Here is a 22,518-nt window from a genome sequence, read left to right as displayed (position 1 = left end):
GTGCGGACCGGGCCGTCCGGGGGCGGCATGATCTCCGGGGTCGCCGACCTGCACGTGCACGGGGCGCCCAGTCTGGTGGAGCGGCACGGCTTCGACCACGAGGTCGTCGGCGCGCACGGGTCGGTCGGCGTCGACCTGGCGGTGCTCAAGGCGCACGAGGGCTCGACCGTCGAGCGGGCGGTGTTCGCCGCCCAGCGCGGTGAGGCGGCCGGCGTCGAGGTGTACGGCGGCATCGTGCTCAACTCGCCGGTCGGGGGCGCCAACCCGGACGCGGTCGAGGTGGCGGCGCGGCTCGGGGGCCGGGTGGTGTGGATGCCGACGGTGTCGGCCCCGGCGCACATCTCCTCACCGTCCAGCCCGGCGCGGTCGGTGCACCGGGGCATGGTGTTCCGGCAGGTGGACGTCGTGGACGACGCGGGGGCGCTGCTGCCCGCGTGGCAGGACGTGCTCGACGTCGTCGCCGCCTACGACCTGGTGCTGGCCTCGGGCCACCTCACCTGCACGCAGACCCTCGCGCTGTTCCGCGCGGCGAGGGCGGCGGGGGTGACCCGGATGCTGTTCAACCACCCGCGCATGCCGTTCCTCGAGTGGGACGACGACGCGGCGCCGGAGCTGGCCAGGCTGGGCGTGGTGCTGGAGCTCGGCATCCTGCCCGACATCCTGACCACCGACGGCCCGCCCTCGACCACGCTCGGCGAGGTCTACCCGCACGACCTGCTGGCCTTCGGCGGCGACCTCGGGCACGCGCACCACCCGACGATGGAGCAGGCCCTGCCGGGCTGGCTCGCCGACCTCGAGCGGTCGGTGGGGGAGGCCGACGCCGAGCAGATCCTGACCACGGTCGGCCGACGGCTGGTGCGGCGGTGATCCGGGTCGCGCTGCTGCCGGGGGACGGCGTCGGCGCGGAGGTGCTCGAGGGGCCGGCCCGGCTGCTGCGCCGGCTGGCCGACGAGGGCCTGGTGGAGGTCACCGGGCCGTGGCCGGTCGGGGCGCGGGCCGCCGCCGCCACCGGTGAGGTGCTGCCCCAGGAGACGCTCGCCGCCTGCGACGACGCCGACGCCATCCTGCTCGGCGCCGTGGGGGAGGACCCCGGCGTCCCGCCCGAGGTCTGCCCCCGGCCCGAGGTGGCGCTGCACCGGCTGCGGGCCCGCTACGACCTGCGCATCTCGGTGCGCGAGATCCCGCTCGGCGAGGGCGGCGACCTCACCGTCGTCCGCAACCTCATCGGCGGCTCCTACGGCACCGGGCCGGCCGACCGCACGTACTCCGAGGACGGCGGCGAGGCCGCGGACGTGCTGCGGCTGACCCCGGGGCGCATCACCGAGGTGGTCGAGCTCGGCATCGACCGGCTGCTGCAGCGGGACGGCGGCACCGCGGCCGGGCGCCTGGTGTCGGTGGACAAGGCGAACCTCTACGCCACCGGCCGGCTCTGGCGGCAGGTCGCCACCGAGGTCGCCGGCCGCCGCGGCGTCCCCGTCGAGCACCGGTACGTCGACCGCGCCGCCTTCGAGCTGGGGTCGGGCGCCGAGGTGCCCGCGGTCATCGTCACCGAGGGGCTGCTCGGCGACATCCTCAGCGATCTCGCCGCCGGGCGGGCCGGCTCCCCGGCGCTCTGCGGATCGGCCTCCGTCCACCCGGGCCCGCCGGCGCAGGGGCGCTGCCAGGGGCTGTTCGAGCCGGCGCACGGCTCTGCGCCGCGGCGGGCGGCGTTGCGCCAGGTGGACCCGCTCGGCGGGTTCCTCGCCCTCGTCGCGCTGCTCCAGCACTTCGACGCGACCCGGGCGCTGGGCGACCGGCTGCGCGACGCGACGCAGACGGTCCTGCGGCACGGTCCCTGGACCTACGACCTGGCCCCCGCCGGGACGGCGCCGGCCTCCACCGACGAGGTCGCCGACGCCGTGCTCACCGCGTTCGACGCCACCGCACCCGGCGGCGCGGGCGGGCCGGTGGAGGTGCGCGCCGATCCGGACGTGCGGGTGCCGGCCGAGGTGCTGGAGCACTGGACGGTCGACGTCCTGGAGTCCGTCGGCGTGCGGCCGGCGCACGCCCGGGACTTGGCGCACGTGCTCGGCTACGCCGACCTCTCGGGCATCGACTCGCACGGCATCGCCCGGCTGCCCGCCTACGTGACCATGATCGGCAACGGGGCCATCGCCGCGGACGGTGAGCCGGCGGTGCACTCCGACGGCGGGGCCGTCGCCCTCGTCGACGGGCAGGGGCTGCTCGGCCACCCGGTCACGACGCTGGCCCTGGAGGAGGCGGTGCAGCGGGCGCGGCGGTACGGCGTCGGCTGGGTCAACGTGCGCCGCAGCAGCCACCACGGCGCGAGCGGCTCCTACGTGCACGACGTCGCCACGCAGGGCCTGGTCGGGCTGGTGGCCACGAACACCGGCCCCATCGTCGCCCCGACGGGAACCGGCCGGCCGTACTTCGGCACCAACCCGCTCGCGCTCGGCGTGCCGGTCGCCGGCGAGGAGCCGATGGTCTTCGACATGGCCACCTCCGCGGTGGCCGGCGGCAAGTTCGAGATCGCGCTGCGGCAGGGGATGCCGGTGCCGCTCGGCTGGGGCCTGACCGCCGACGGTCGGCCGACGACCGACCCCGCGGCGGTGTTCCCGGGCAAGGGCGCCCTGCTGCCGCTCGGCAGCGACCGCGAGCGCTCCAGCCACAAGGGGTACGGCCTGGGTCTGCTGGTCGAGGTGCTGACGGCGGTGCTCGCCGGCGGCCCGCTCGGCCCCGAGGTCGGCAACCTGACGTTCCGGTCCGAGCCCCGGCCGCCGGGCACCAGCCACCTCGTCGTCGTCCTCGACCCGGCGCGGCTGGGCGACCCCGCCCGCATGCGGGGGGAGGTGCAGCGGATGCTGGCCGAGCTGCGGGGGCTGCCGCCCGTCGACGAGGAGCTGCCGGTGCGCACCCCGGGCCAGCGGGCGGCGGCCGAGCGCGCGCGCCGGAGGGCGGAGGGCGTGCCGCTGGACCGGGAGACGCACGCGGCGCTCGTCGCTCTCGGCGACCGGCTGGGCCGGCCCCTGGGGGCCGCCGCCCGTGGCTGAGGGGACCGACGCCGCCCCGTCCGGGTCGGCCGCGACCACCGCCGGCCCGGTCGCCTCCGGCCGCGCCGTCGTCCAGGGCGTCTCGGTCTCCGTGCTCGGCGTGCTGCCGGCCTTCCTCGTCGGCGCCCTGGCCGTGCAGATCCGGGCCGATCTCGGGGTCGGGCTCGGCGTCTTCGGCCTCGCCGCCGCCACGCTCTTCGCCGTCTCCGGCTCCCTGGCCAGGCCGGGCGGCCGGCTGGTGCAGCGGCTGGGCGCCCGCCGGGGCACCGCGCTCGCGGCGCTGCTGTCGATCGCCTCGCTGAGCGTCATCGCGCTGGCCCAGTCCGCGGCCTGGTTGATGGCCGGGCTGGCGATCGGCGGCCTCGGCAACGCCGTCGCCCAGCCGTCGGCCAACCTGGGCATCTCCGAGCTGGTCACCGAGGCCCGGCTGGGGCTGGCCTTCGGGATCAAGCAGTCGTCGATCCCCGCGGCGACGCTGCTCGGGGGCCTGGCCGTGCCCGGCATCGCCCTGGTGCTGGGCTGGCGGTGGGCGGTGCTCGCCGCGATCGGCCTGGCGCTGGGCCTGCTCCTGTGGGCGGTCGTCACCGGCCGGGACGCCCGTTCCCGCGCCCCCGCGGCCGCCGACCGGGGGCCGGACAAGGGCATCCCGCGGCGGGGGCTGGTCGTCCTCACCGTCGGCGGCTTCCTCGGCTCGGCGGCGGCGACCTCCACCGGGGTGTTCCTGGTCGACTCCGCCGTCGCCGCGGGCCTGCGCCCGGGCGCCGCCGGGCTGCTGTTCGCGGCCTGCTCGGTGCTCGGGCTCGGCGCGCGGATCTGGTTCGGGTGGCTCGCCGACCGGTACCCCGACCGCAGCCGTTACCTCTTCATCGCCAACCTCATGGCCGGCGGGTCGGTCGCCTACCTGCTGCTGGCCACCGGCCTCGCGCCGCTGTTCGTCGCCGGGTCCTTCGGCGCGTACCTGCTCGGCTGGGCCTGGACCGGCCTGTTCCACTTCGCGGTGATCCGCGACAACCGGACGGCGGCGGCCTCGGTGACCGGCTTCGTGCAGACCGGCCTCTCCCTCGGTGCGGCCAGCGGGCCGCTCCTGTTCGGGGTGGTCGCGCAGGCCTTCTCCTACCGGGCGGCGTGGTCGACGGCGGCGGTGCTGAGCCTCGCGGCGGCGCTGACGGTCCGCTCGGCGCGCCGCACGGTCCGCCGCTCCCGAGGCCTGCCCGTGACGTCGCTGCGGCACCCGTGGCGGCCGGCGGCCGTGCCCGACCTGCACTCCCCGACCTGATCGGCGCACCCGGACCGGCCCCGTCCGGCGCCCGGGCGCACCACGAGAGGAGCACCCCGATGAGCACCTGCCGGCTGCACCCGCCGGGCCCCCGCCCCGACCCCGCGCTGCTCGCGCGGGCCCGCGCGCTGCCGACCAGCATCCTGTCCGACAGCATGGAGCGCGCCCAGGGCGCGACGGGCCTGCACTGGGTGCCGGGCGCCGCGTGGCCGCGCGTCGCCGGGCCCGCGTTCACCGTGCGCACCCGCCCGGGCGACAACCTGGTGGTGCACCGGGCGCTCGACCTCGCCGAGCCGGGCGACGTGCTCGTCGTCGACGGCGGCGGTGCGCTGGACCGGGCGGTGCTGGGCGAGATCATGGCGCGCTACGCCGCCGCCCGCGGGCTGGCGGCGCTCGTGGTGGACGGCGCCGTCCGTGACCGGGAGGGCCTGGCCGAGGGCCCGGTGCCGGTCTTCGCCCGGGGCATCAACCACCTCGGGCCCTACAAGGACGGCCCGGGGGAGCTGCGCGGCCCGGTGCAGGCCGGCGGGGCCGTGGTGCGCGACGGCGACCTGGTCGTGGGCGACGGCGACGGCGTCGTGGTGGTGCCGCAGGAGCGGGCCGCCGAGGTGGTGGCGGCCGGGGAGGAGCGGCTGGCCGCCGAGGAGGAGATGTTCCGGCAGATCGCCACGGGCACGCTGGACCGCTCCTGGGTCACCGCCGCGCTGGCCGAGATCCCGGCCGGTGGACGGAGCGCGCGGTGAGCCCGCGCTGGGGCCTGATCGGGTTCGGTGAGGCCGGCCGGGTCATCGGCGGGGCCGTCGCCGCGGCGGGGGCCGACCTGCTGGTGCACGACCGCGTCCTGCGGGACCCTGACCGGGGCCCGGCGGCGCGCGCGGCGATCGAGGCCGCCGGGGCCGGGGCGGCCGAGGACCTCGCGGCCCTCGCCGACCGCGACGTCGTCCTGTCCCTGGTCACCCCGGCGACCGCGGTGGCGGCTGCGGTGGAGTGCGCCGTCGGCACCCGGGACGACCTGCTCTACGTCGACCTCAACTCCACCGCGCCGGGCGAGAAGCGCGCCGTGGCCGAGGCCCTCGGCGGCGACCGGGTGGTCGACGGCGTGATGACCGGCGGCGGCATCCGGCTCGACGGCGCGGCGATCCCCATCTCGCTGGCCGGCCCGCAGGCGGCGCGGGCGGCGGAGCTGCTGCGCGGGGTGGGGCTGCAGGCCGGCGTCGTCGGCGGCGAGGTCGGGGCGGCCGCGGCGCTGAAGATGCTGCGCAGCGTCGTCGTCAAGGGCATGGAGGGGCTCTGGGTGGAGGCGCTGCTGGCCGCCCGGGAGCTCGGCGTCGTCGAGCCGCTGATCGCCATGGTCGAGGAGACGCTGGACCGCTACCCGACCCGCGACTTCGCCACGATGCTGGTGACCACCCACGTCGGGCACGCCGGGCGGCGCCAGGTCGAGGTGCGGATGGCCCGGGACACCGTCGCCGGGACAGGGGTGCCGCCGCTGCTCTCCGGCGGGCTGCTGGCCCGCCACGAGCTGACCGCGCGCGGCCTGGCGGCGGCCGGCCACGAACCCGGCGAGGTGCCGGGGTCGCTGGCCGATGCCCTCGACGTCCTGTCGCGTCTGCCCACCGACCCGCCTGGGTGAACCGGCTCAGCCGTGGCGGGCCTGCCGGCGCAGCCGCTGGGCCGCCACGAGCTCCGGCCGGTCCCGCAGCAGCATGCGGCGGCCCTGCACGACCACCGCGCCCGCCACCGCCGAGAGGGCGGCGGTGGCGTACCAGGCGACCGCGTAGGAGGTCGAGGCGACGACGACGCCGAACGCCAGCGGCCCGAGCGCCGCCCCGGCGCCCATCCCGCCCTGGGTGATGGAGGTGGCGCGGGCGGCCATGCCCGGGTGCATGCGGGCCACCGAGTAGGTGGAGAGCCCCGCCCAGGCCCAGCCGGTGCAGTAGCCGATCACGGCGCCCGCGGCCACCAGGACCTCGACGCCGGTGCCGAGCAGGGCGTAGGCGAGCCCGCCGATCGACATCTGCGCGGCGACGACCAGCAGCCACCGGGTGCGCACCCGGTCGGCCAGCCAGCCGAACGCCACCCGCGCCGCCGCGCCGACGCCGCTGGCCACCGCGGCGAGCACACCCGCGGTCGCCGGGGCGATGCCGGAGTCGACGGCGGTGGCGACGAAGAAGGAGCCGAGCGCGTTGCCCGTGGCCGCGCCCAGCATGAGCCCGACGGCGAGCACGACCAGGGCGGCCCGGTGGAACGGGCCGGCCGCCTCCGAGGTCTGGGCGGCGTCGCGGGCCGGCAGCCGCGCGCCCCCGGGGACGCCGAGCAGCACCAGCACGGCCAGCACGCTGCCGATCACGAAGGCGGTGCGCCAGCCCAGCGGGATGGCGACGAGCGGGACGGCGACCCCGGCGAGCATGGTCGACAGCGGGATCGCCGCCTGCTTGGTGCCGTAGGCCAGCCCGTGGCGGCCCGGGGTCACCGCCCGGGCGATCAGGTCGTTGCTCGCCGGTTGGCCGATGCCGTTGCCCCAGCCCGCGACGACCAGCGCGCCGACCAGCACGGCGGTGTGCTGCGCGGCCAGGGCGACGGCCAGCATCGACAGGCCGCCCACGAGGGCGGAGAGCCGCACCACCGGCGAGGTGCCGAAGCGGCGCACCACGACGCCGGCGGTGAGCGCCGAGACCGCCGACACGAGGAAGAAGCAGGCGACCAGGACGCCGAGGAGGGAGGGCCCGAACCCCAGTTCCTCCCGGATCTGCACCCACAGCACGCCGACCATGTAGATGGGCAGCACGCCCACCGTCGTCACGGTCACCGCGGCGGCCGCGGCCGCGGCCGAGCTCGCCGGGCCGCGGTCCCGCCGCCGGCGCGCCGAGGTCACGCCCACCGGGCCGCGCTCACGCGCCGGAGCGGCGGTCGAGCAGGTCGTCGACGATGTGCTCGGCGATGGCCAGGGACGAGGTCGCCGCCGGCGAGGGCGCGTTGCGCACGGCGACCACCGCGCCGGTGCGGGTGATGCGGAAGTCGTCGACGAGGCTGCCGTCGGTCTCGAGGGCCTGGGCGCGGATCCCGGCGTCGGCGGGCACCAGGTCGGCGACGGTCAGATCGGGCACGTAGCGCTGGGCGGCCCGGGTGAAGGCCCGCTTGCTCAGCGACCCGTACATCTCCGCGACGCCGGTGCGCCAGTGCTGCCGGGCGAACCGGCGGAACCCGGCGTACCGGGCGGTCTCGGCCAGCTCGCGGAGGTCGACGTCGCGGCGGCGGTAGCCCTCGCGGGCCAGCGCCAGGACGGCGTTCGGGCCGACCAGCACCTCGCCGTCGAACCGCGGGGTCAGGTGGACCCCGAGGAACGGGTACCGCGGGTCGGGCACCGGGTAGACGAGGCCGTTGACCAGCTCCCGCTTCCCGGGGACGAGCGCGAAGTACTCCCCGCGGAAGGGCACGATGCGCGGCGCCGCCACGTCGCCGGCCTGCTGCGCCAGCCGGTCGACCTGCAGCCCGGCGCAGAGGACCACGTGGTCGGCGACGACCTCCTCGCCCGTGCCCCCGCGGACGACGACCTCCTCGCCCGGCCCGCCGGTGGTGTGCCGCAGGTCGGTGACGGCGAAGCCGGTGCGGATGGTGGCCCCGCGGGCCTGGGCGTCGGCCGCCAGCTGCCGGGTGATGCCCGCGTAGTCGACGATCGCCGTGCTGGGGGAGTGCAGGGCGCCGACGCCGGTGACGTGCGGCTCGAGCTCGGCGAGCTCGTCCCGGCCGATGATGCGGATGCCGGGGACCCCGTTGGCGCGGGCCCGCTCGGCGATCGCGCCGAGCCGGTGCTGCTCGGTGTCGTCGAGGGCGACCAGGACCTTGCCGATCTCGTCGTAACCCAGGCCGTGCTCGGCGCAGAACTCCTTGAGCAGCGCCACGCCGCGGCGGCAGAGGACGGCCTTGAGCGAGCCCGGCTCGTAGTACAGGCCCGCGTGCACCACGCCGCTGTTGCGCCCGGTCTGGTGGGCCGCGAGGCGGTCCTCCTTCTCCAGGAGGGTGACCTGGGCGTCGGGCCGCAGCTGGAGCAGCCGCCGGGCCACGGCCGCCCCGATGATGCCGCCGCCGACGACGGCGAAGCGAGCCGAAGACATGGATCCTCCGATCTGGGCCCACTTCGGTGGGACCCGCCCTGAGCATCGCCCGAGGAACCGTTACGGTGACCTTGTGATGTCGATCACCGAGTGTTGCAGCCCGTCGCAGGGCGCGTCCGCGCGGGGTGCTCGGCGGTGACCTCGCTGCGCGGGGTCCTGCCGATCACCCTCACCCCGTTCACCGACGACGGCGCGGTGGACGAGGGGAGCATCGACTCCCTCGTCGAGGACTACCTCGGCGCCGGGGCCCACGGCCTGACGATCCTCGGGATCATGGGGGAGGCCGCCAAGCTCCTGGACGAGGAGCGGGAGCGGGTGCTCCGGCGCTACGTCGGCGCGACCGCCGGGCGGGTGCCCGTGGTGGCCGGGGTGTCGGCCCGCGCGACGCACATGGCGCTGGACTACGCGCGCCGGGCCGAGGACGCCGGCGCCGCGGCGGTCATGCTCGCGCCCCCGGACAACACCAGGAACCTGGACCTGGTCTTCGAGCACTTCCGCCGGGTGGCCGAGGCGGTGTCGGTGCCGGTGGTGGTGCAGGACGAGCCGGTGAACACCGGGGTCACCATGCCGGCCCCCTTCCTGGTGCGGCTGCTCGAGGAGATCGAGGGGTGCCGCTACCTCAAGCTCGAGGAGACGCCGACGCTGCCGAAGATCACCGCGGTGCGGAAGGCGGTCACCTCGCCGGTGGGCATCTTCGGTGGCCTCGGCGGGGTCTACCTGTACGAGGAGCTGCTGCGCGGCGCCGACGGGATCATGACCGGGTTCGGCTTCCCGCAGGTCCTGGTGGGCACCTACGAGAAGTTCGTCGCCGGCGAGCGCGCGGAGGCCCAGGCCTACTTCTTCCGGCACCTGCCGCTGATCCGCTACGAGGCCCAGCTGGGCGTCGGCGGGGTGACGATCCGCAAGCAGGTGTTCGCCCGGCGGGGGGCGATCAGCTCGCCGCACGCCCGCTTCCCGGCCCCGCCGGTCGACGACGTCACCCTCGCCGAGCTCGACGACCTGATCGCGGCCGTCGGTCTCTGACCGGCGGCCACCCCGAAAGACGGGATCCCCCAGTGCGACTGACCTCCCTGCGCATCGACGGCGCCGAGCCGGCGGCGCTCGTCCGGCCCTCCGGTGCCGTGCTCCTCACCGCCGTGAACGAGGCCCTGGGCACCACCTGGCCAGGCACGGTGCAGGAGCTCCTGGAGCAGGGCCAGGTGGAGCCGCTGCGGGAGTGGGTGGGCGGTGCCCCGGCCGGCGTGCTCGACGAGCTCACCATCCCGCAGGACCAGCTCGCCTACGCGCCGCTCTACCGGCGGCCCCGCAAGATCTGGGGCATCGGGCTGAACTACGTCGAGCACGCCGCAGACCTGTCCGAGAAGGCTCCGTCGACGGAGCCGGCGAGCTTCCTCAAGCCCGACACCGCGATCATCGGCCCGGGCGACGCGATCCGGATCCCGCCGCAGTCGCAGCGGACCACGGCCGAGGGCGAGCTCGGCGTCGTCATCGGCCGGGAGTGCAAGGACGTCGACGAGGCCGACGCGCCGGGCGTCGTCGCGGGGTTCACCACGATCGTGGACATGACCGCCGAGGACATCCTCGAGAAGAACCCGCGGTACCTGACCCGGTCGAAGAGCTTCGACACGTTCTTCAGCTTCGGTCCGGAGCTGGTCACCGTCGACGAGGTGCCCGACGTCGACGCGCTCGAGGTCGCGACCGTCCACAACGGCGAGGTGCACCGGCGCAACGTCGTCTCCAACATGACCTTCCGGCCGTGGTGGCTGGTGGCCTTCCACTCGCGGGTGATGACCCTCCTGCCCGGCGACATCATCTCGACCGGCACCCCCGGTGCCGTGCACATCCGGCCCGGCGACACCGCCGGTTGCTCGATCGCCGGCTTCCGTGACCTCTCGAACCCCGTGGAGTGACCGATGGATCTGCAGCTGACCGGTAGGACCGCGCTCGTGACCGCGGCCAGCAAGGGGCTCGGGCGGGCGACCGCCACCCAGCTGGCCGCCGAGGGCGCGCGGGTGATGATCTCCAGCCGCGGTGAGGAGCAGCTGGCGAAGACGGCGGCCGAGATCGCCGAGGCCACCGGGGCGCAGGTCGAGCACTGCCCGGCCGACGTCTCGGACGCCGCCGACGTCGAGCGGCTGCTGGAGGAGGCCCGGCGCCGCCTCGGGGGCGTGGACGTCCTCGTCGCCAACGCCGGCGGCCCCCCGCCCGGCGGGTTCGACGCTGTCGACGACGCGAAGTGGTACCAGGCGCACGACCTCAACCTGATGAGCACGGTGCGGCTGATCAGGGGCGTGCTGCCGCACATGCGGGAGCAGAGCTGGGGGCGCATCGCCGTCGTCACGTCGTCGTCGGTCAAGCAGCCGATCGAGAACCTGCTGCTGTCCAACACCTACCGGGTCGCCGTGGTCGGCCTGGCCAAGTCGCTGGCCATCGAGTTCGCCCGCGAGGGGGTCCTGGTCAACACCGTCGGCCCCGGCCGCATCGCCACCGACCGGGTCGCCGCCCTGGACGCCAACCGGGCGGAGAAGACCGGCCTCTCGATCGAGGAGGTGCGGGCGCAGTCGGAGAAGGCGATCCCGCTGGGCCGCTACGGGGAGGCCGAGGAGTTCGGCCGGGTGGCGGCCTTCCTCGTCTCCGGCGCGAACACCTACCTGACCGGGCAGAACCTGCTCGTCGACGGCGGCCTGGTCAAGGCAATCTGATGCGCATCGCCCGCTACCAGGCCACCGATGGCGACCCCGCCTACGCCGTCGTGGAGGGCGACGGCGACGACGCCGTCCTGCACGTCCTCGAGGGGCTGCCCTACGACGGCCTGCGCCGCACCGGTGAGCAGCTGCCGCTCGCCGGGGCGCGGCTGCTCGCGCCGGTCGAGCCGAGCAAGGTCGTCGCGTTCGGGCGGAACTACGCCGAGCACGCCAAGGAGCTCGGCAACGAGGTGCCCGAGGTGCCGATCGTGTTCCTCAAGCCGTCCACCTCGGTCGTCGGCCCGGACGCCGAGGTCGAGTACCCGGCGCTCACCTCCGACCTGCACTACGAGGGCGAGCTCGCGGTCGTCATCGGCCGGCGCTGCAAGGCGGTCACGGCGGAGGAGGTCACCGGCGTGGTGTTCGGCTACACCGTGGCCAACGACCTCACGATGCGCGACGTGCAGAAACGCGAGGGGCAGTGGACCCGCGGCAAGGGCTTCGACGGGGCCTGCCCGCTGGGGCCGTGGGTGGAGACGGACGTCGACCCCTCCGCGCTGGCGCTCCGGTCCACCGTCAACGGCGAGGTGCGGCAGGACGGGACGACCGCGGACATGCTGCGCGACGTCGCCGAGTGCGTCTCCTGGGTGAGCCAGGCGATGACGCTGCTGCCCGGCGACGTGGTCCTGACCGGCACGCCGGCCGGGGTCGGGTCGCTGCAGCGCGGGGACCAGATCGAGGTGACCATCGAGGGCATCGGCACGCTGACCACCCGCATCGCCGGCTGAGGTCCGCAGCGGGGTGATCGCCGGGTGGACCTCCCCGCCCGAGGCTCGACCCGGGGCCGACCGCGATCCGGGCCCCGACGCGGTCGCCCTCCCCGTGGTCGCCCGGGCTGCCGGAACCCGCCGCCGGTCGAGCCGGCCGCTCAGCGGGGGGCGGGGAGCCCCAGGGACTGCGCCCACAGCCGGGTGAGCGCCTCGACCAGGCGTTCCTGCTGGAAGTCGCCGCCGAGCACCAGCCAGTAGTGCACCAGGCCGTTCACCATGGCGACGAGCGCGTGGGCGCTGTACTCGGCGTCCAGGTCGGCGGCGACCAGCCCGTCGGCCTGGTACCGCTCGATGCTGTGCCGGACCCGGCCGACCATGCGCTCGCGGGCCCCCTGCCGGACGGCGCGCACCTCGGGATCGAAGGTGGTCACCTGCTCGAACAGCGCCATCAGCGCGGTGTTCTCCCGGTACATCGCGACGAACCGGCGGTTGGCCCGCTCGATCGCGGCGACCGGGTCCGCGGGGCGGTCGCGGGCGCCGCCGTCGGCCGCCCCGCTGCCGGCTTCCGCCCCGCTGCCCAGGGAGGCGTAGAGGTCGTCCATCGTGGCGGCGACCAGCGCCCGGAAGACGTCGGTCTTGGAGCGGAAGTACGTGTAGAAGCTGCCGTGCGCGACGCCGGCCGCCGCGGAGATGTCGGTGACGCGGGCGTCGAGGAAGCCGTCCCGCTCGAAGACCTGCCGGGCCGCGTCGAGCAGCCGCAGCCGCATGGCCCGGCCGCGCTCGGTGACCGGTGCGGCGGGCGCCTCGGCGGCCGTGCCCGGCCGGCCGGCGGGACCAGGGAGCTGCACCAGGGGCCTCCTTCCCGGAGCGCTCGGGGCACTGTTGACACTGACGTCGGTGTCAACTTAGCTGGTCGCGCCCACCCCGTCGCCCGCCCGAAAGGCGGATCCCGTTGACCGGTTCGTCGACCGACGCCCGCCCCGGTGGGTTCGGCGCCCTGCTGCGGCCGCGGGGGATCGCCCTGCTCGGCATCTCCGGCCGCACCGAGAACCTCATGTCCCGGCCGCTGCGGTACCTGGTCGAGCACGGGTACACCGGCGCGCTGTACCCGGTGAACCCCAACTACGAGGAGCTGGTCGGGCAGAAGTGCTACCCGACGCTCGCCGACGTCCCGGGGCCGGTGGACCTGGTGCTCGTGCTGGTCGCCGCCGACCGGGTGGAGGACGCGATCCGGCAGGCGGCCGCGGTCGGTGCCTCGGCCGCCGTCGTCTACGCGTCCGGCTTCGCGGAGGTGGGCCCGGAGGGGCTGGCCCTGCAGCAGCGGCTCGCGGAGGTGGCGCGGGAGACCGGCGTGCGGGTGCTGGGCCCCAACTGCCAGGGGTTCCTCTACGCGCCGACCGGCGTGGTGGCCACCTTCACCGCGGCGGCCGACCGGCCGCTCACCTCCGACAGCGGCGTGGCCTACGTCGGGCAGAGCGGTGCCGTGGGCGGCTCGGTGCTCGACCTCGCCACCGACATGGGGCTGGGGCTGTCGTTCTGGGCGAGCACCGGCAACCAGGCCGACCTGGACCTGCTGGAGGTCTCCCGGGAGCTGCTGGAGGACCCGGCCATCCGGGTCCTCATGCTCTACGTGGAGGCCACCGACGACGGCGAGGCCTACGCCGCGCTCGCCCGCCGGGCCCGCGAGACCGGCCGGCACCTGGTGGTGCTCCGGTCCGGCCGCTCCAGCGCCGGGCGCCGGGCGGTGGCCAGCCACACCGGCTCCATGCTGGGGGACGACGTCGCGTTCGTGCTCACCTCCGAGGAGCACGGCGTGGTGCTCGTCCACGACATCGACGAGCTGCTCTCGGTGGCGGCGCTGCTGTCCACCGGCAAGCGGTCGGAAGGGCGGCGGATCGCCGTCGTCACCACCTCGGGCGGTGCCGGGAGCCTCGCGGCCGACCAGTGCGAGGACGTCGGCCTCGAGATGCCCGAGCTCTCCGCCGACACCCAGGACCGGCTGCGCCCGCTGATCCCGGCGTTCGGCGCGCTGGCCAACCCGGTCGACGTCACCGCGCAGCTGTTCAACCGGGGGGCGCACGCCTTCGGCGACGTCTGCCGGATCGTCGCCGACGACCCGTCGGTGGACGCCATCGCGGTGTTCGTGACGATGGTCGTGGGCGACGCCGGCGCCCGGCTGGCGGAGGACCTCGTGCTCACCGCCGCCAAGCTGCCGGTGCCGCTGCTCGTCGGCTGGATCGCCGGCCAGGAGCTCACCACCGAGGGCCGGCGGGTGCTCCGCGACGCGGGCATCCCGGTCTTCGGCTCGGTCGGCGGGGTCGTCCGCGCCGCCGCGCGCATGGCGCCCCCGGCGCACCGGGGGGCGGCCCCTGCGCTGCCGCCTGCCCCCGAGGTGCCGGCCGCCCGGGTCCGCGAGCTGCTGGACGCCGACGTCGTCGACGGGCCGGAGCTGCTGCGATCCATCGGCATCGCGCAGCCCGCCGCCACGCTGGTGACCACGCCCGAGGCGGCCCGCGAGGCCGTCGCCGCGCTGCCCGGTCCGGGCGTGCTCAAGCTGGCCGCCGGCGACCTGGCGCACAAGAGCGAGGTCGGCGGCGTACGGGTCGGCGTCCCCGCCGAGGAGGCCGCCGCCGTCTTCACCGAGCTGGTCGAGGCGGCCCGCCGGCACCACGTCCCGGACGTCGAGGGGGTGCAGGTGCAGGAGCTCATCCCGTCCGGCACCGAGCTGATCCTCGCCGCGACGGCCGGCCGCGACGGCTTCCCCCCGGTGGTCACCGTGGGGCTCGGCGGGATCACCACCGAGCTGTACCGCGACATCGCCTCCGGCCTGGCGCCGGTGACCCCCGAGCGGGCCTGGTCGATGCTGCGCAGCCTGCGCGCCTGGCCGCTGCTCGCCGGCTTCCGCGGTGCGCCACCGGCCGACGTAGCCGCCGCCGTCGAGGCGGTGGTGCGCCTGTCGCAGGCTGCGGTGGCCGGGGGTGACAGGCTGGCCGAGTTCGAGGTCAACCCCCTGATCGTCGGGGCGCAGGGCGGCGGGGCCACCGCCGTCGACGTGCTGGTGCGCACCACCGGCCACCGCGCCCCGCTCGGCGAATAGCACCACTCACACAGAGAGGCAGGACTCCCGCGTGGGACAGGTACACCTGGAGAAGCAGGGCGGCGTCGCCGTCCTCACCGTCGACAACGTCGAGGTGAAGAACGGCCTGACGCCCGAGATGGGCATGCAGCTGTCGGAGCTGTGCGACGAGGTGGACCGCGACCCCGCCATCGGTGCCGCGGTCGTGCGCGGCAAGGACGGCGTGTTCTGCTCGGGCGCCGACCGCCGCCGCTGGACGCCTGGCTCCGACCAGGCCGAGGACAAGACCTACAAGGAGCTGGGCGCGGTCTACCAGGCGTTCCGCCGGGTCGGCCTGCTGCAGGTGCCGACGATCGCCGCCGTCCGCGGTGCCGCCGTGGGCGCCGGCATCAACCTCGCCCTCTCCACCGACCTGCGGATCGTGTCGGAGACCGCGCGGCTGCTGGCCGGCTTCCTGCGCATCGGCCTGCACCCGGGCGGTGGCTACTTCACCATCAGCTCCCGCACCGCGGGCCGCGAGGCGACCGCCGCCATGGGTCTGTTCAGCGAGGAGATCGACGGGGTCCGCGCCGCGGAGATCGGCATGGCGTGGAAGGCGGTGCCCGACGAGCAGGTCGAGGACCTGGCGATGGAGCTCGCCGGCCGGGCCGCCAAGGACCCGGAGCTCGCCCGCGAGGCGGCGCGCTCGTTCCGCACCGAGTCCGGCCCGCCCGGGATCGGCTGGGAGGCCGCGCTGCACTTCGAGCGGGCCACGCAGATGTGGTCCCAGCGGCGGCGCGAGACCGCCTGAGCACACCCTGCCGGGCCGCCGCACCTCGGCGGCCCGGCGGGCACCCCCGACCGGAGGAGACCGGCCATGCAGTTCGGTGCCACCACCCTCACCCCCGCCGAGGAGTCGTTGCGCGCCGAGGTGCGCGACTTCCTGGCCGCGGAGCTGCCCGCCGACCACCGGCCGGCGCTCGGCTTCGCCGGCCGCTACGACCCCGGCTTCTCCCGCAAGCTCGCCGCCCGCGGGTGGGTGGGCATGGCGATCCCGCCCGAGTACGGCGGGCACGGCCGCAGCGCGGTGGAGCGCTTCGTCGTCGCCGAGGAGCTGCTCGCCGCCGGCGCCCCGATCGGGGCGCACTTCGTGGCCGACCGCCAGACCGGCCCGACGCTGCTGCACTTCGGCACCGAGGAGCAGCGCCGCCGCTTCCTGCCGGGGATCGCGGCGGGGGAGATCTACTTCTCGCTCGGGATGAGCGAGCCCGACTCCGGCTCCGACCTCGCCTCGGTGCGCACCCGCGCCACCCGGGTGGACGGCGGCTGGCGGGTCACCGGCACCAAGGTGTGGACCAGCGAGGCGCACCGCAACCACTACTTCGCCGTGCTGTGCCGGACCTCCCCCATGGAGGAGGGGCGCAAGCACGCCGGGTTGTCGCAGCTGATCGTCGACCTGCGGGCCGACGGCGTGACCGTCTCGCCGATCCCGTACCTCGACGGGTCGCACCACTTCAACGAGGTCGCCCTCGAGGACGTCTTCGTCGCCGACGACATGGTCCTGGGTGAGATCGGCTCGGGCTGGCAGCAGGTGACCAGCGAGCTGGCCTACGAGCGCAGCGGACCCGACCGGTGGCTGTCGACGTTCCCGGTGCTGCGGGAGTTCGTGCGCGAGGGGGCCGGAAAGGCGGTCGCCGACGACGAGGCGGTGGTGATCGGGCGGCTGGCCGCGCGGGCGTGGGCGATCCGGGGGCTGTCGCTCTCGGTGGCCCGCGCGCTGGACGCCGGGCAGGTGCCGGTGGTCGAGGCGGCTCTGGTCAAGGAGGTCGGCACCCGGTTCGAGCAGGACCTGGTCGAGGCGCTGCGGGGCGCCGCCGAGACCGAGGTCGACCAGGGGACGGGCACGCTGTTCCAGCGGCTGCTGGCCGAGGCCGTGCTGACCTCGCCGTCGTACACGCTGCGCGGGGGTACCACCGAGATCCTGCGGTCCGTGGCCGCGAAGGGGCTGGCATGAGCGAGCACAGCACGATGCTGACCGAGGTGGCCGCGGGGCTGATGCGCGACCTGTGCACCCCCGACGACGTGGTCGCGGCCGAGACGAGCGGCTGGAGCGACCGGCTGTGGTCGGCGCTGGACGAGGCGGGCTTCCCCTACGTGTCGGTGCCGGAGGAGGCCGGCGGCCCGGGCGGCGACGTCGCCGACGCGTGCGCGCTGCTGGCCGTGGCCGGCCGGTTCGCCGCGCCGGTGCCGCTGGGCGAGAGCGGGCTGCTGGCCGGCTGGGCGCTGGCGGCCGCCGGGCTGGAGCTGCCGGAGGGGCCGGCGTCGGTGGCGGTCGGCCGACCCGGTGACGTGGTCGAGCTCTCCGGCGGGCCGGGGCGGTGGCGGCTGACCGCGCGGGTGCAGCGGGTGCCCTGGGGCGGCCGGAGCACCCGGGTCGTGCTCTTGGCGTCGGTCGGCGGGGAGCGGCACGTGGTGTCCGCGCCGACGGCGGCCGCGCAGGTGGAGCCCGGCCGCAACCTGGCCGCGGAACCCCGGGACACCCTCACCTGGGACGACGCACCGCTGGCCGACGAGGCGGTCGCACCGGCGCCGGCCGGGGTCGATCCCGACGCGCTGCGGCTGCGCGGGGCGCTCGCCCGGGCGGCGCTGATCTCGGGGGCGCTGCAGCGGGTGGGCGAGCTGACCGTCCGGTACACCGGCGAGCGGCAGCAGTTCGGCCGGCCGGTGGCCCGCTTCCAGGCGGTGCAGGCGCACCTGGTGACGATCGCCGAGGAGGCGGAGCTGGCACGCATGGCCGTCGAGGTGGCGGCCCGCAACGCGCGGCCGGACCCGGTCTTCTCCGACGTCGCCGCGGCCGCGGTGGTGACCGGCGAGGCGGCGACCGTGGCGGCCCGCGCCGCGCACCAGGCGCACGGCGCGATCGGCATGACGAAGGAGTACGAGCTCGGCCAGCTCAGCCGCCGGCTGTGGTCGTGGCGGGACGAGTTCGGCAGCGAGCGGTCGTGGGGCCGGGAGCTCGGGCGGCGGCTGGCCGACGCCGGTGCCGACGAGCTCTGGCCGACGATCTCGACGGGGCTGGTGAGCGCATGAGCACCGACTGGGACGTCGCCGTCGTCGGCGCCGGTGCCGCGGGGCTGACCGCGGCGCGGGTGGCTGCCGGGGCCGGGCTGCGGGTGGTGGCCTACGACCGGATGGCCCCGGGCGGGCAGCTGGTCAACCTCACCTCCGTGCACGACCACCCGCGACCGGGGGAGGTCGTGGAGTCGGCGGCGGTGCTGTCGCGACTGGTCGCTGAGGCCGAGGCGGCCGGGGTGACGATGGCGTTCGCCGAGGTGACGCGGGTGCGGCCCGGCACGCCGGCGCGGCTGGAGACGAGCGAGGGCGCGGTGACCGCGGGGGCGGTCGTCGTCGCGACCGGGCTGGGGCCGGGGCGGCTGGGCCTGCCCGGCGAGGAGCAGCTCGTCGGCCGCGGGATCTCCACCTGCGCCGGGTGCGACGGCCCGCTGTTCCGCGGCCGCGCGGTGGCGGTGGTGGGCGACGACGAGTGGACGGCCGAGGAGGCGTTGGAGGTCGCGGAGGTGGCGTCCGCGGTCATCCTCCTGGTGCCGGGCGAGCCGCGGTGGGACGCCGGGCGAGCCCGCCGGCTGGCCGCCGCGGAGCGGGTGGAGGTGCTGACCGGGGTGCGGGTGACCGCGCTGCGGGGCGAGGGCGTGCTCGCGGGCGTCGTCGTCGCGACGCCCGGTGGATCACGGGAGTTCGCCGTGGACGGGCTCTTCCCGTACGTGGGACGCCGGGGGCCGGGCGGGCTGGTCGAGGAGGTGCCCGCCGACGCCGCGGGCCGGCTGCCGGCCGACGGGGTGCGCGCCACCGCCGGGACGGTGGTGCTGGTGGCCGGGGACGCGCGGTCGGGTGCGGTGCAGTCGGTGGCGGCCGCGGTCGACGACGGCGCGGCGGCAGGGGAGGCGGCGGTCGCGGCACTCCGGGCCGCGGCGGGTTCGCCGCCGGAGGGGCCGGCGGCCGGGCGCGGGCTGCGCGTCGTCGACCCGACCTACGGCGTGCCGGCGGCCGAGGCCGAAGGTGCGGTGGCGGTGGGCGGCAGCGCGGACTGGACCGAGGTGGCGCTGTTCTCCAACTCCAAGCCGAACGCGACCGAGCTGCTGCGCGGGGTGGGCGGCCGGCTGCAGGAGCACTGGGCGCTGCCGGAGCTGGGGTTCGCCAGCAAGCCCAACGCCTCGGCGGCGGCCGACAAGGACGTGATCGACTGGCTGGCGCAGCGCTACAAGGTGGTGCTGGTGGCGGTCGGTGATTAGGGCTCGTGCTCGTCGTGGAGTCTCCACGACTCGGTGGAACTGGAGAAGCGTGGCGTCGTGGCACCGCTGCTGGTGACCTCGACGTTCCTGCCGCTGGTCGAGGCGCAGGCGAAGGCCCGGCGGGTGACGCCTCGGGTGATCGTGGTGCCGCACCCGGTGGGTGGGCTGAACGAGCAGGAGCTCGCGGAGCGGATCGAGGTCGCGGCCGGTGCGCTGCTGCCCCTGGCCGACGCCGCGCGGGAGGGGCAGTGAGCGAGACGCAGGTCGTCGAGCTCCCCGGGGTGACCGAGGAGCGCTGGCACGAGGTCGCGGAGGAGCGCGGCTGGGGCGACGGGCTGCCGACGGTGCCGCCGACACCGGAGCGGGTGGCGGCGGCGCTCGAGGCGCTCGACGGGATCGAGCTGGAACTCGGGCCGGTGCCGCCGTCCGGGCTGGTACCGACGCGGGAGAGCTTCGCGGCCAACGCCGTCATGGCCGGGTGCCGGCCGGCCGACCTGCCGGTGGTGCTCGCCGCGGTGCGGGCGCTGCTGGCGCCCGAGTACAACCTGCACGGCGTGCTGGCCACGACCCACCCGTGCGCGCCCCTGGTGATCGTGAACGGGCCGGTGCGGAGGTCGCTGGGCGTCAACTGCGGCACCAACTGCTTCGGGCAGGGCACCCGGGCCAACGCGGTGATCGGCCGGGCGGTGCAGCTGCTGACGACGCACGTCGGCGGTGCGCGACCCGGTTCGATGGACCGGTCGACCCAGGGTGGGCCGGCGAAGTACACGTGGTGCTTCGGGGAAAACGAGGAGGAGAGCCCGTTCGAGCCGTTCTCGGTGCGGCGCGGGTTCGCGCCGGGGGAGTCGACGGTGACGGTGGCGGCGTGCGAGGGGCCTCACAACATCAACGACCACGGGAGCGCGACCGGGGAGGGGCTGCTGATGACGATCGCCGGCACGATGGCGCAGACGGGATCGAACAACCTGTACGTGAAAGGGCCCCACTTCCTGGTGCTCGGCCCGGAGCACGCCGCGACGCTGCACCGCGACGGGTGGACCGCGGAGTCGCTGCGCGAGCGGTTGTGGGAGCAGGCGCGGGTGCCGGTGTCGAAGGTGTCGGAGGAGAACCGGCGCCAGTTCGAGGACTGGGGCGTGAAGCCGGACGGGGAGTTCTACACGGTCAGCACGGGCCCCGACATGCTGCACATCCTGGTCGCGGGCGGGGCCGGGAAGCACTCGGCGTGGATCCCCTCGTTCGGCGCGACGGCGGCGGTGACGCGCGCGGTGCCGGTCCGCCCGTGAACCCGGATCTCCCGACCCCGGACCTACCGTGAACCCGGGCGGGCTGCCGTTGGTCGAGGCCGATGCCGATCCGGGTGCGGTCCTGGCCGACCTGCTGGCCGCGGGGCACGGGGACGGGCTGCCGGTCGTGCCGCCGACCGCGGCCGGGCTCGGGGCGATGCTGGGCGGCGTCACGGCGCCCGACGAGGAGCTCGGGCTCGTGCCGCCGCTGTTCGGCCCGCTGACCGTGCGGTCGGTGGCCTGGTACGCCGTGCTCGCGGGGTGCCGGCCCGGGGAGCTGCCGGTGGTGGTCGCCGCCTGCCGGGCGGCCCTGGAGGAGCCGTTCAACCTGCTGGGGCTGTCGACGACGACGGGTGCGCCGGCGGTCGCGGTGCTCGTGCACGGCCCGGTGGCGAGGCGGCTGGGCATGACGTCGGGTGCCGGCGGGCTGGGGACCGGGAACCGGGCGAACGCCTGCATCGGGCGGGCGGTGTCGATGGCGCTGGCGGGCATCGGGGGAGCGACGGCCGGGCTGACCGACATGGCGACGATCGGGCAGCCGGCGAAGTACACCTGCTGCACCGCGGAGGCGGCGCGCCCGCTGCCGTCGCTGGCGCAGCGCCGGGGGCTCGGGGTGGATGTCGACGCGGTGACGGTCATCGGCGTCGGGAGCGTGGTGGAGGCGCTGCCCGGGGAAGGTTACCGGGAGCCGCCGTCGGTGCTGGGGCCGGCTGCGGCGGCGATGGCGGGGGTCGCGCTGGCGTCGGGTGATCCGCGGCGTGCCGCGCTGGGGGAGCAGTTCCTGCTGCTGCCGCCGGAGCCGGCCGAGCTGCTGGCGGTGCACGGGTGGGGGTACGAGTGGATGGCGGAGTTCCTCTTCGAGCAGGGCAGCGCGCTGCTGCAGGGGTCGGCGCCGGCGCTGGCTTTCCGTGCGGGGCTGCCGCAGTACTCGGCTGAGGAGGAGCTGCGCGTGGCGGCGTCACCGTCCGACGTGCACGTCGTCGTCACCGGGGGCGCGGGGGTGAAGATGCTGCTGCTCCCGACGTGGCCGGGCGGTTCCCGGTCGGTGACGGCGCCGGTGCGGCCCCTGGGGCCGGGCTGACCGTCGCGGATCAGACCGTCTCGGGGACCCGCAGCTCGGCCACGACGAGGTCGAAGGTGGCGACCCCGACCACCTCGGCGCCCGTCTGGGCGGTGAACTCTTCGCGGAGGCCGGTGGCGCGGTCGAGCGCGGCCTGCATCTCGTCGCGGGAGTCGTAGGTGACGGCGGTGGTGGCGCGGCCGCTCGCCGGGTCGACGAGGACGCTGACCGAGCAGAAACCCGGGAGCTCCTCGAGCCGCGGGACCATGCTCACGCCGAAGGCATCGGTCATCCGGTCGAGCCGCTCCGGGTCGCCCTGGGTCCAGGTGACGCGGGCGCAGGCGTTCTCGGGCGCGGGGTGCTTGCGGTGCAGGACGGCGATCGACCACTCGTCCACCACCGCCGGGCCGCCGAGGATGTCGCTGGCGCGGGCCCGCATGGCCTTCACCTGGGGGGCGCTGCGGTGCAGCGCGGTGGTGTCCTCCCAGGCGCTGGTGACGATGCACCGACCGGAGTTCCGGTCGGCGAGCATGGAGAGACCGATGAAGCCGTCCATGCCCATGACCGCGGGGAGGACGCGGGTCCGGATGTAGACGATGCCCCGCTCGACCTGCTCGGGGATGCCGGCGATGGTGGTGGAACGCGCGTACATGCGACGGCTCCTCTGGCGAGCGGGCGGGGCCCGGGCGACGCGGCTGCGCCGTCCACTGTCCTCGCCGTCGCGCTGCTTGGGAACGCATCCGGTCGCGGTGGTTCCGGCGGCGCAGCGGCGCAGCAGCTCAGTGGCTCAGCGGGTCGGGTGGGGCTTGCTCGTCGAGCCAGGGTGGGTCGGGTTCGGGGTCGTGGCACCAGCCGGGTGGGCGGGTGGTGCGGGAGACGCCTGAGGGGGTGCGGACGACCAGTTGCCCGTCGGGG

The 22,518-nt window shown here is 76.0% G+C and carries 19 protein-coding genes and 1 pseudogene; 16 read left to right on the top strand and 4 right to left on the bottom strand.

The genetic code is table 11. The features are described 5' to 3' along the window. Genes ACI79W_RS10580 through ACI79W_RS10560 form a run of 5 tightly spaced genes read left to right on the top strand, consistent with a single transcriptional unit; the run spans position 1 to position 5,959 of the window. A complete protein-coding gene (locus tag ACI79W_RS10580; RefSeq protein WP_456562038.1) occupies positions 1-867 on the top strand; it encodes a DUF6282 family protein in 867 nt (288 codons plus the stop codon). After that, complete coding sequence (locus ACI79W_RS10575; RefSeq protein WP_456562037.1) at positions 864-3,050, top strand: Ldh family oxidoreductase; 2,187 nt, start codon at positions 864-866, stop codon at positions 3,048-3,050. Before ACI79W_RS10580 ends, ACI79W_RS10575 begins: the two co-directional genes overlap by 4 nt. Next, complete coding sequence (locus ACI79W_RS10570) at positions 3,043-4,326, top strand: MFS transporter (RefSeq protein WP_456562036.1); 1,284 nt, start codon at positions 3,043-3,045, stop codon at positions 4,324-4,326. The genes ACI79W_RS10575 and ACI79W_RS10570 overlap by 8 nt, the downstream gene beginning before the upstream one ends. 59 nt (positions 4,327-4,385) lie before the next feature. Next, positions 4,386-5,069, top strand: a complete 684-nt coding sequence (locus tag ACI79W_RS10565; RefSeq protein ID WP_456562035.1) for an RraA family protein — start codon at positions 4,386-4,388, stop codon at positions 5,067-5,069. After that, a complete protein-coding gene (locus tag ACI79W_RS10560) occupies positions 5,066-5,959 on the top strand; it encodes a DUF1932 domain-containing protein (protein WP_456562034.1) in 894 nt (297 codons plus the stop codon). The genes ACI79W_RS10565 and ACI79W_RS10560 overlap by 4 nt, the downstream gene beginning before the upstream one ends. A 6-nt stretch (positions 5,960-5,965) precedes the next feature. Here ACI79W_RS10560 and ACI79W_RS10555 read toward each other — a convergent pair whose 3' ends face one another. Then, positions 5,966-7,201 (bottom strand): MFS transporter, encoded by a 1,236-nt coding sequence (locus ACI79W_RS10555; protein WP_456562033.1) that lies wholly within the window; start codon positions 7,199-7,201, stop codon positions 5,966-5,968. Positions 7,202-7,217: 16 nt separating this feature from the next. Beyond that, a complete protein-coding gene (lhgO, locus tag ACI79W_RS10550; RefSeq protein ID WP_456562032.1) occupies positions 7,218-8,441 on the bottom strand; it encodes an L-2-hydroxyglutarate oxidase in 1,224 nt (407 codons plus the stop codon). A gap of 135 nt (positions 8,442-8,576) precedes the next feature. Here lhgO and ACI79W_RS10545 point away from each other — a divergent pair, with 135 nt between their 5' ends. The 4 genes from ACI79W_RS10545 to ACI79W_RS10530 are packed head-to-tail and all read left to right on the top strand — an operon-like array spanning position 8,577 to position 11,913. Then, entirely contained in the window at positions 8,577-9,464 is an 888-nt protein-coding gene (locus ACI79W_RS10545; RefSeq protein WP_456562031.1) for a dihydrodipicolinate synthase family protein, read from the top strand. 32 nt (positions 9,465-9,496) lie between these two features. Beyond that, positions 9,497-10,351: a fumarylacetoacetate hydrolase family protein gene (locus tag ACI79W_RS10540; protein ID WP_456562030.1), complete on the top strand. Its 855-nt coding sequence runs from the start codon at positions 9,497-9,499 to the stop codon at positions 10,349-10,351. Between the two features lie 3 nt (positions 10,352-10,354). Next, complete coding sequence (locus tag ACI79W_RS10535; RefSeq protein ID WP_456562029.1) at positions 10,355-11,143, top strand: SDR family oxidoreductase; 789 nt, start codon at positions 10,355-10,357, stop codon at positions 11,141-11,143. Continuing rightward, entirely contained in the window at positions 11,143-11,913 is a 771-nt protein-coding gene (locus tag ACI79W_RS10530; RefSeq protein WP_456562028.1) for a fumarylacetoacetate hydrolase family protein, read from the top strand. Before ACI79W_RS10535 ends, ACI79W_RS10530 begins: the two co-directional genes overlap by 1 nt. Before the next feature lie 140 nt (positions 11,914-12,053). Here the strand turns inward: ACI79W_RS10530 and ACI79W_RS10525 are convergent, their stop codons facing one another. After that, complete coding sequence (locus ACI79W_RS10525; protein WP_456562027.1) at positions 12,054-12,743, bottom strand: TetR/AcrR family transcriptional regulator; 690 nt, start codon at positions 12,741-12,743, stop codon at positions 12,054-12,056. A 104-nt stretch (positions 12,744-12,847) separates the two neighbouring features. Here ACI79W_RS10525 and ACI79W_RS10520 point away from each other — a divergent pair, with 104 nt between their 5' ends. The 7 genes and pseudogenes from ACI79W_RS10520 to ACI79W_RS10490 all read left to right on the top strand — a co-directional run bounded on the left by ACI79W_RS10520 (position 12,848) and on the right by ACI79W_RS10490 (position 21,624). After that, a complete protein-coding gene (locus tag ACI79W_RS10520; protein WP_456562026.1) occupies positions 12,848-14,992 on the top strand; it encodes an acetate--CoA ligase family protein in 2,145 nt (714 codons plus the stop codon). A 31-nt stretch (positions 14,993-15,023) separates the two neighbouring features. Continuing rightward, positions 15,024-15,761, top strand: coding sequence for an enoyl-CoA hydratase/isomerase family protein (locus ACI79W_RS10515; RefSeq protein WP_456562025.1), 738 nt, complete (start codon positions 15,024-15,026; stop codon positions 15,759-15,761). A gap of 66 nt (positions 15,762-15,827) precedes the next feature. After that, positions 15,828-16,964, top strand: a complete 1,137-nt coding sequence (locus tag ACI79W_RS10510) for an acyl-CoA dehydrogenase family protein (RefSeq protein ID WP_456562024.1) — start codon at positions 15,828-15,830, stop codon at positions 16,962-16,964. Beyond that, complete coding sequence (locus ACI79W_RS10505) at positions 16,961-18,040, top strand: acyl-CoA dehydrogenase family protein (RefSeq protein ID WP_456562023.1); 1,080 nt, start codon at positions 16,961-16,963, stop codon at positions 18,038-18,040. The genes ACI79W_RS10510 and ACI79W_RS10505 overlap by 4 nt, the downstream gene beginning before the upstream one ends. Then, positions 18,037-19,512, top strand: a pseudogene (locus ACI79W_RS10500) (UGSC family (seleno)protein). Before ACI79W_RS10505 ends, ACI79W_RS10500 begins: the two are co-directional and overlap by 4 nt. Further along, positions 19,509-20,543, top strand: coding sequence for a hypothetical protein (locus ACI79W_RS10495; protein WP_456562022.1), 1,035 nt, complete (start codon positions 19,509-19,511; stop codon positions 20,541-20,543). The pseudogene ACI79W_RS10500 and the gene ACI79W_RS10495 overlap by 4 nt, the downstream one beginning before the upstream one ends. Before the next feature lie 28 nt (positions 20,544-20,571). Further along, the gene (locus tag ACI79W_RS10490; protein ID WP_456562021.1) at positions 20,572-21,624 is read left to right on the top strand and encodes a hypothetical protein; all 1,053 of its coding nucleotides are present in this window, start codon (positions 20,572-20,574) and stop codon (positions 21,622-21,624) included. 10 nt (positions 21,625-21,634) lie between these two features. Here the strand turns inward: ACI79W_RS10490 and ACI79W_RS10485 are convergent, their stop codons facing one another. Further along, positions 21,635-22,255, bottom strand: a complete 621-nt coding sequence (locus ACI79W_RS10485; protein ID WP_456562020.1) for a hypothetical protein — start codon at positions 22,253-22,255, stop codon at positions 21,635-21,637. Positions 22,256-22,518 lie beyond the last annotated feature (263 nt).

This window comes from Blastococcus sp. SYSU DS0533 (genome assembly GCF_054050775.1).
The sequence above is the reverse complement of the archived record's forward strand: the minus strand, read 5'-3'. Positions and strand labels throughout refer to the sequence as shown.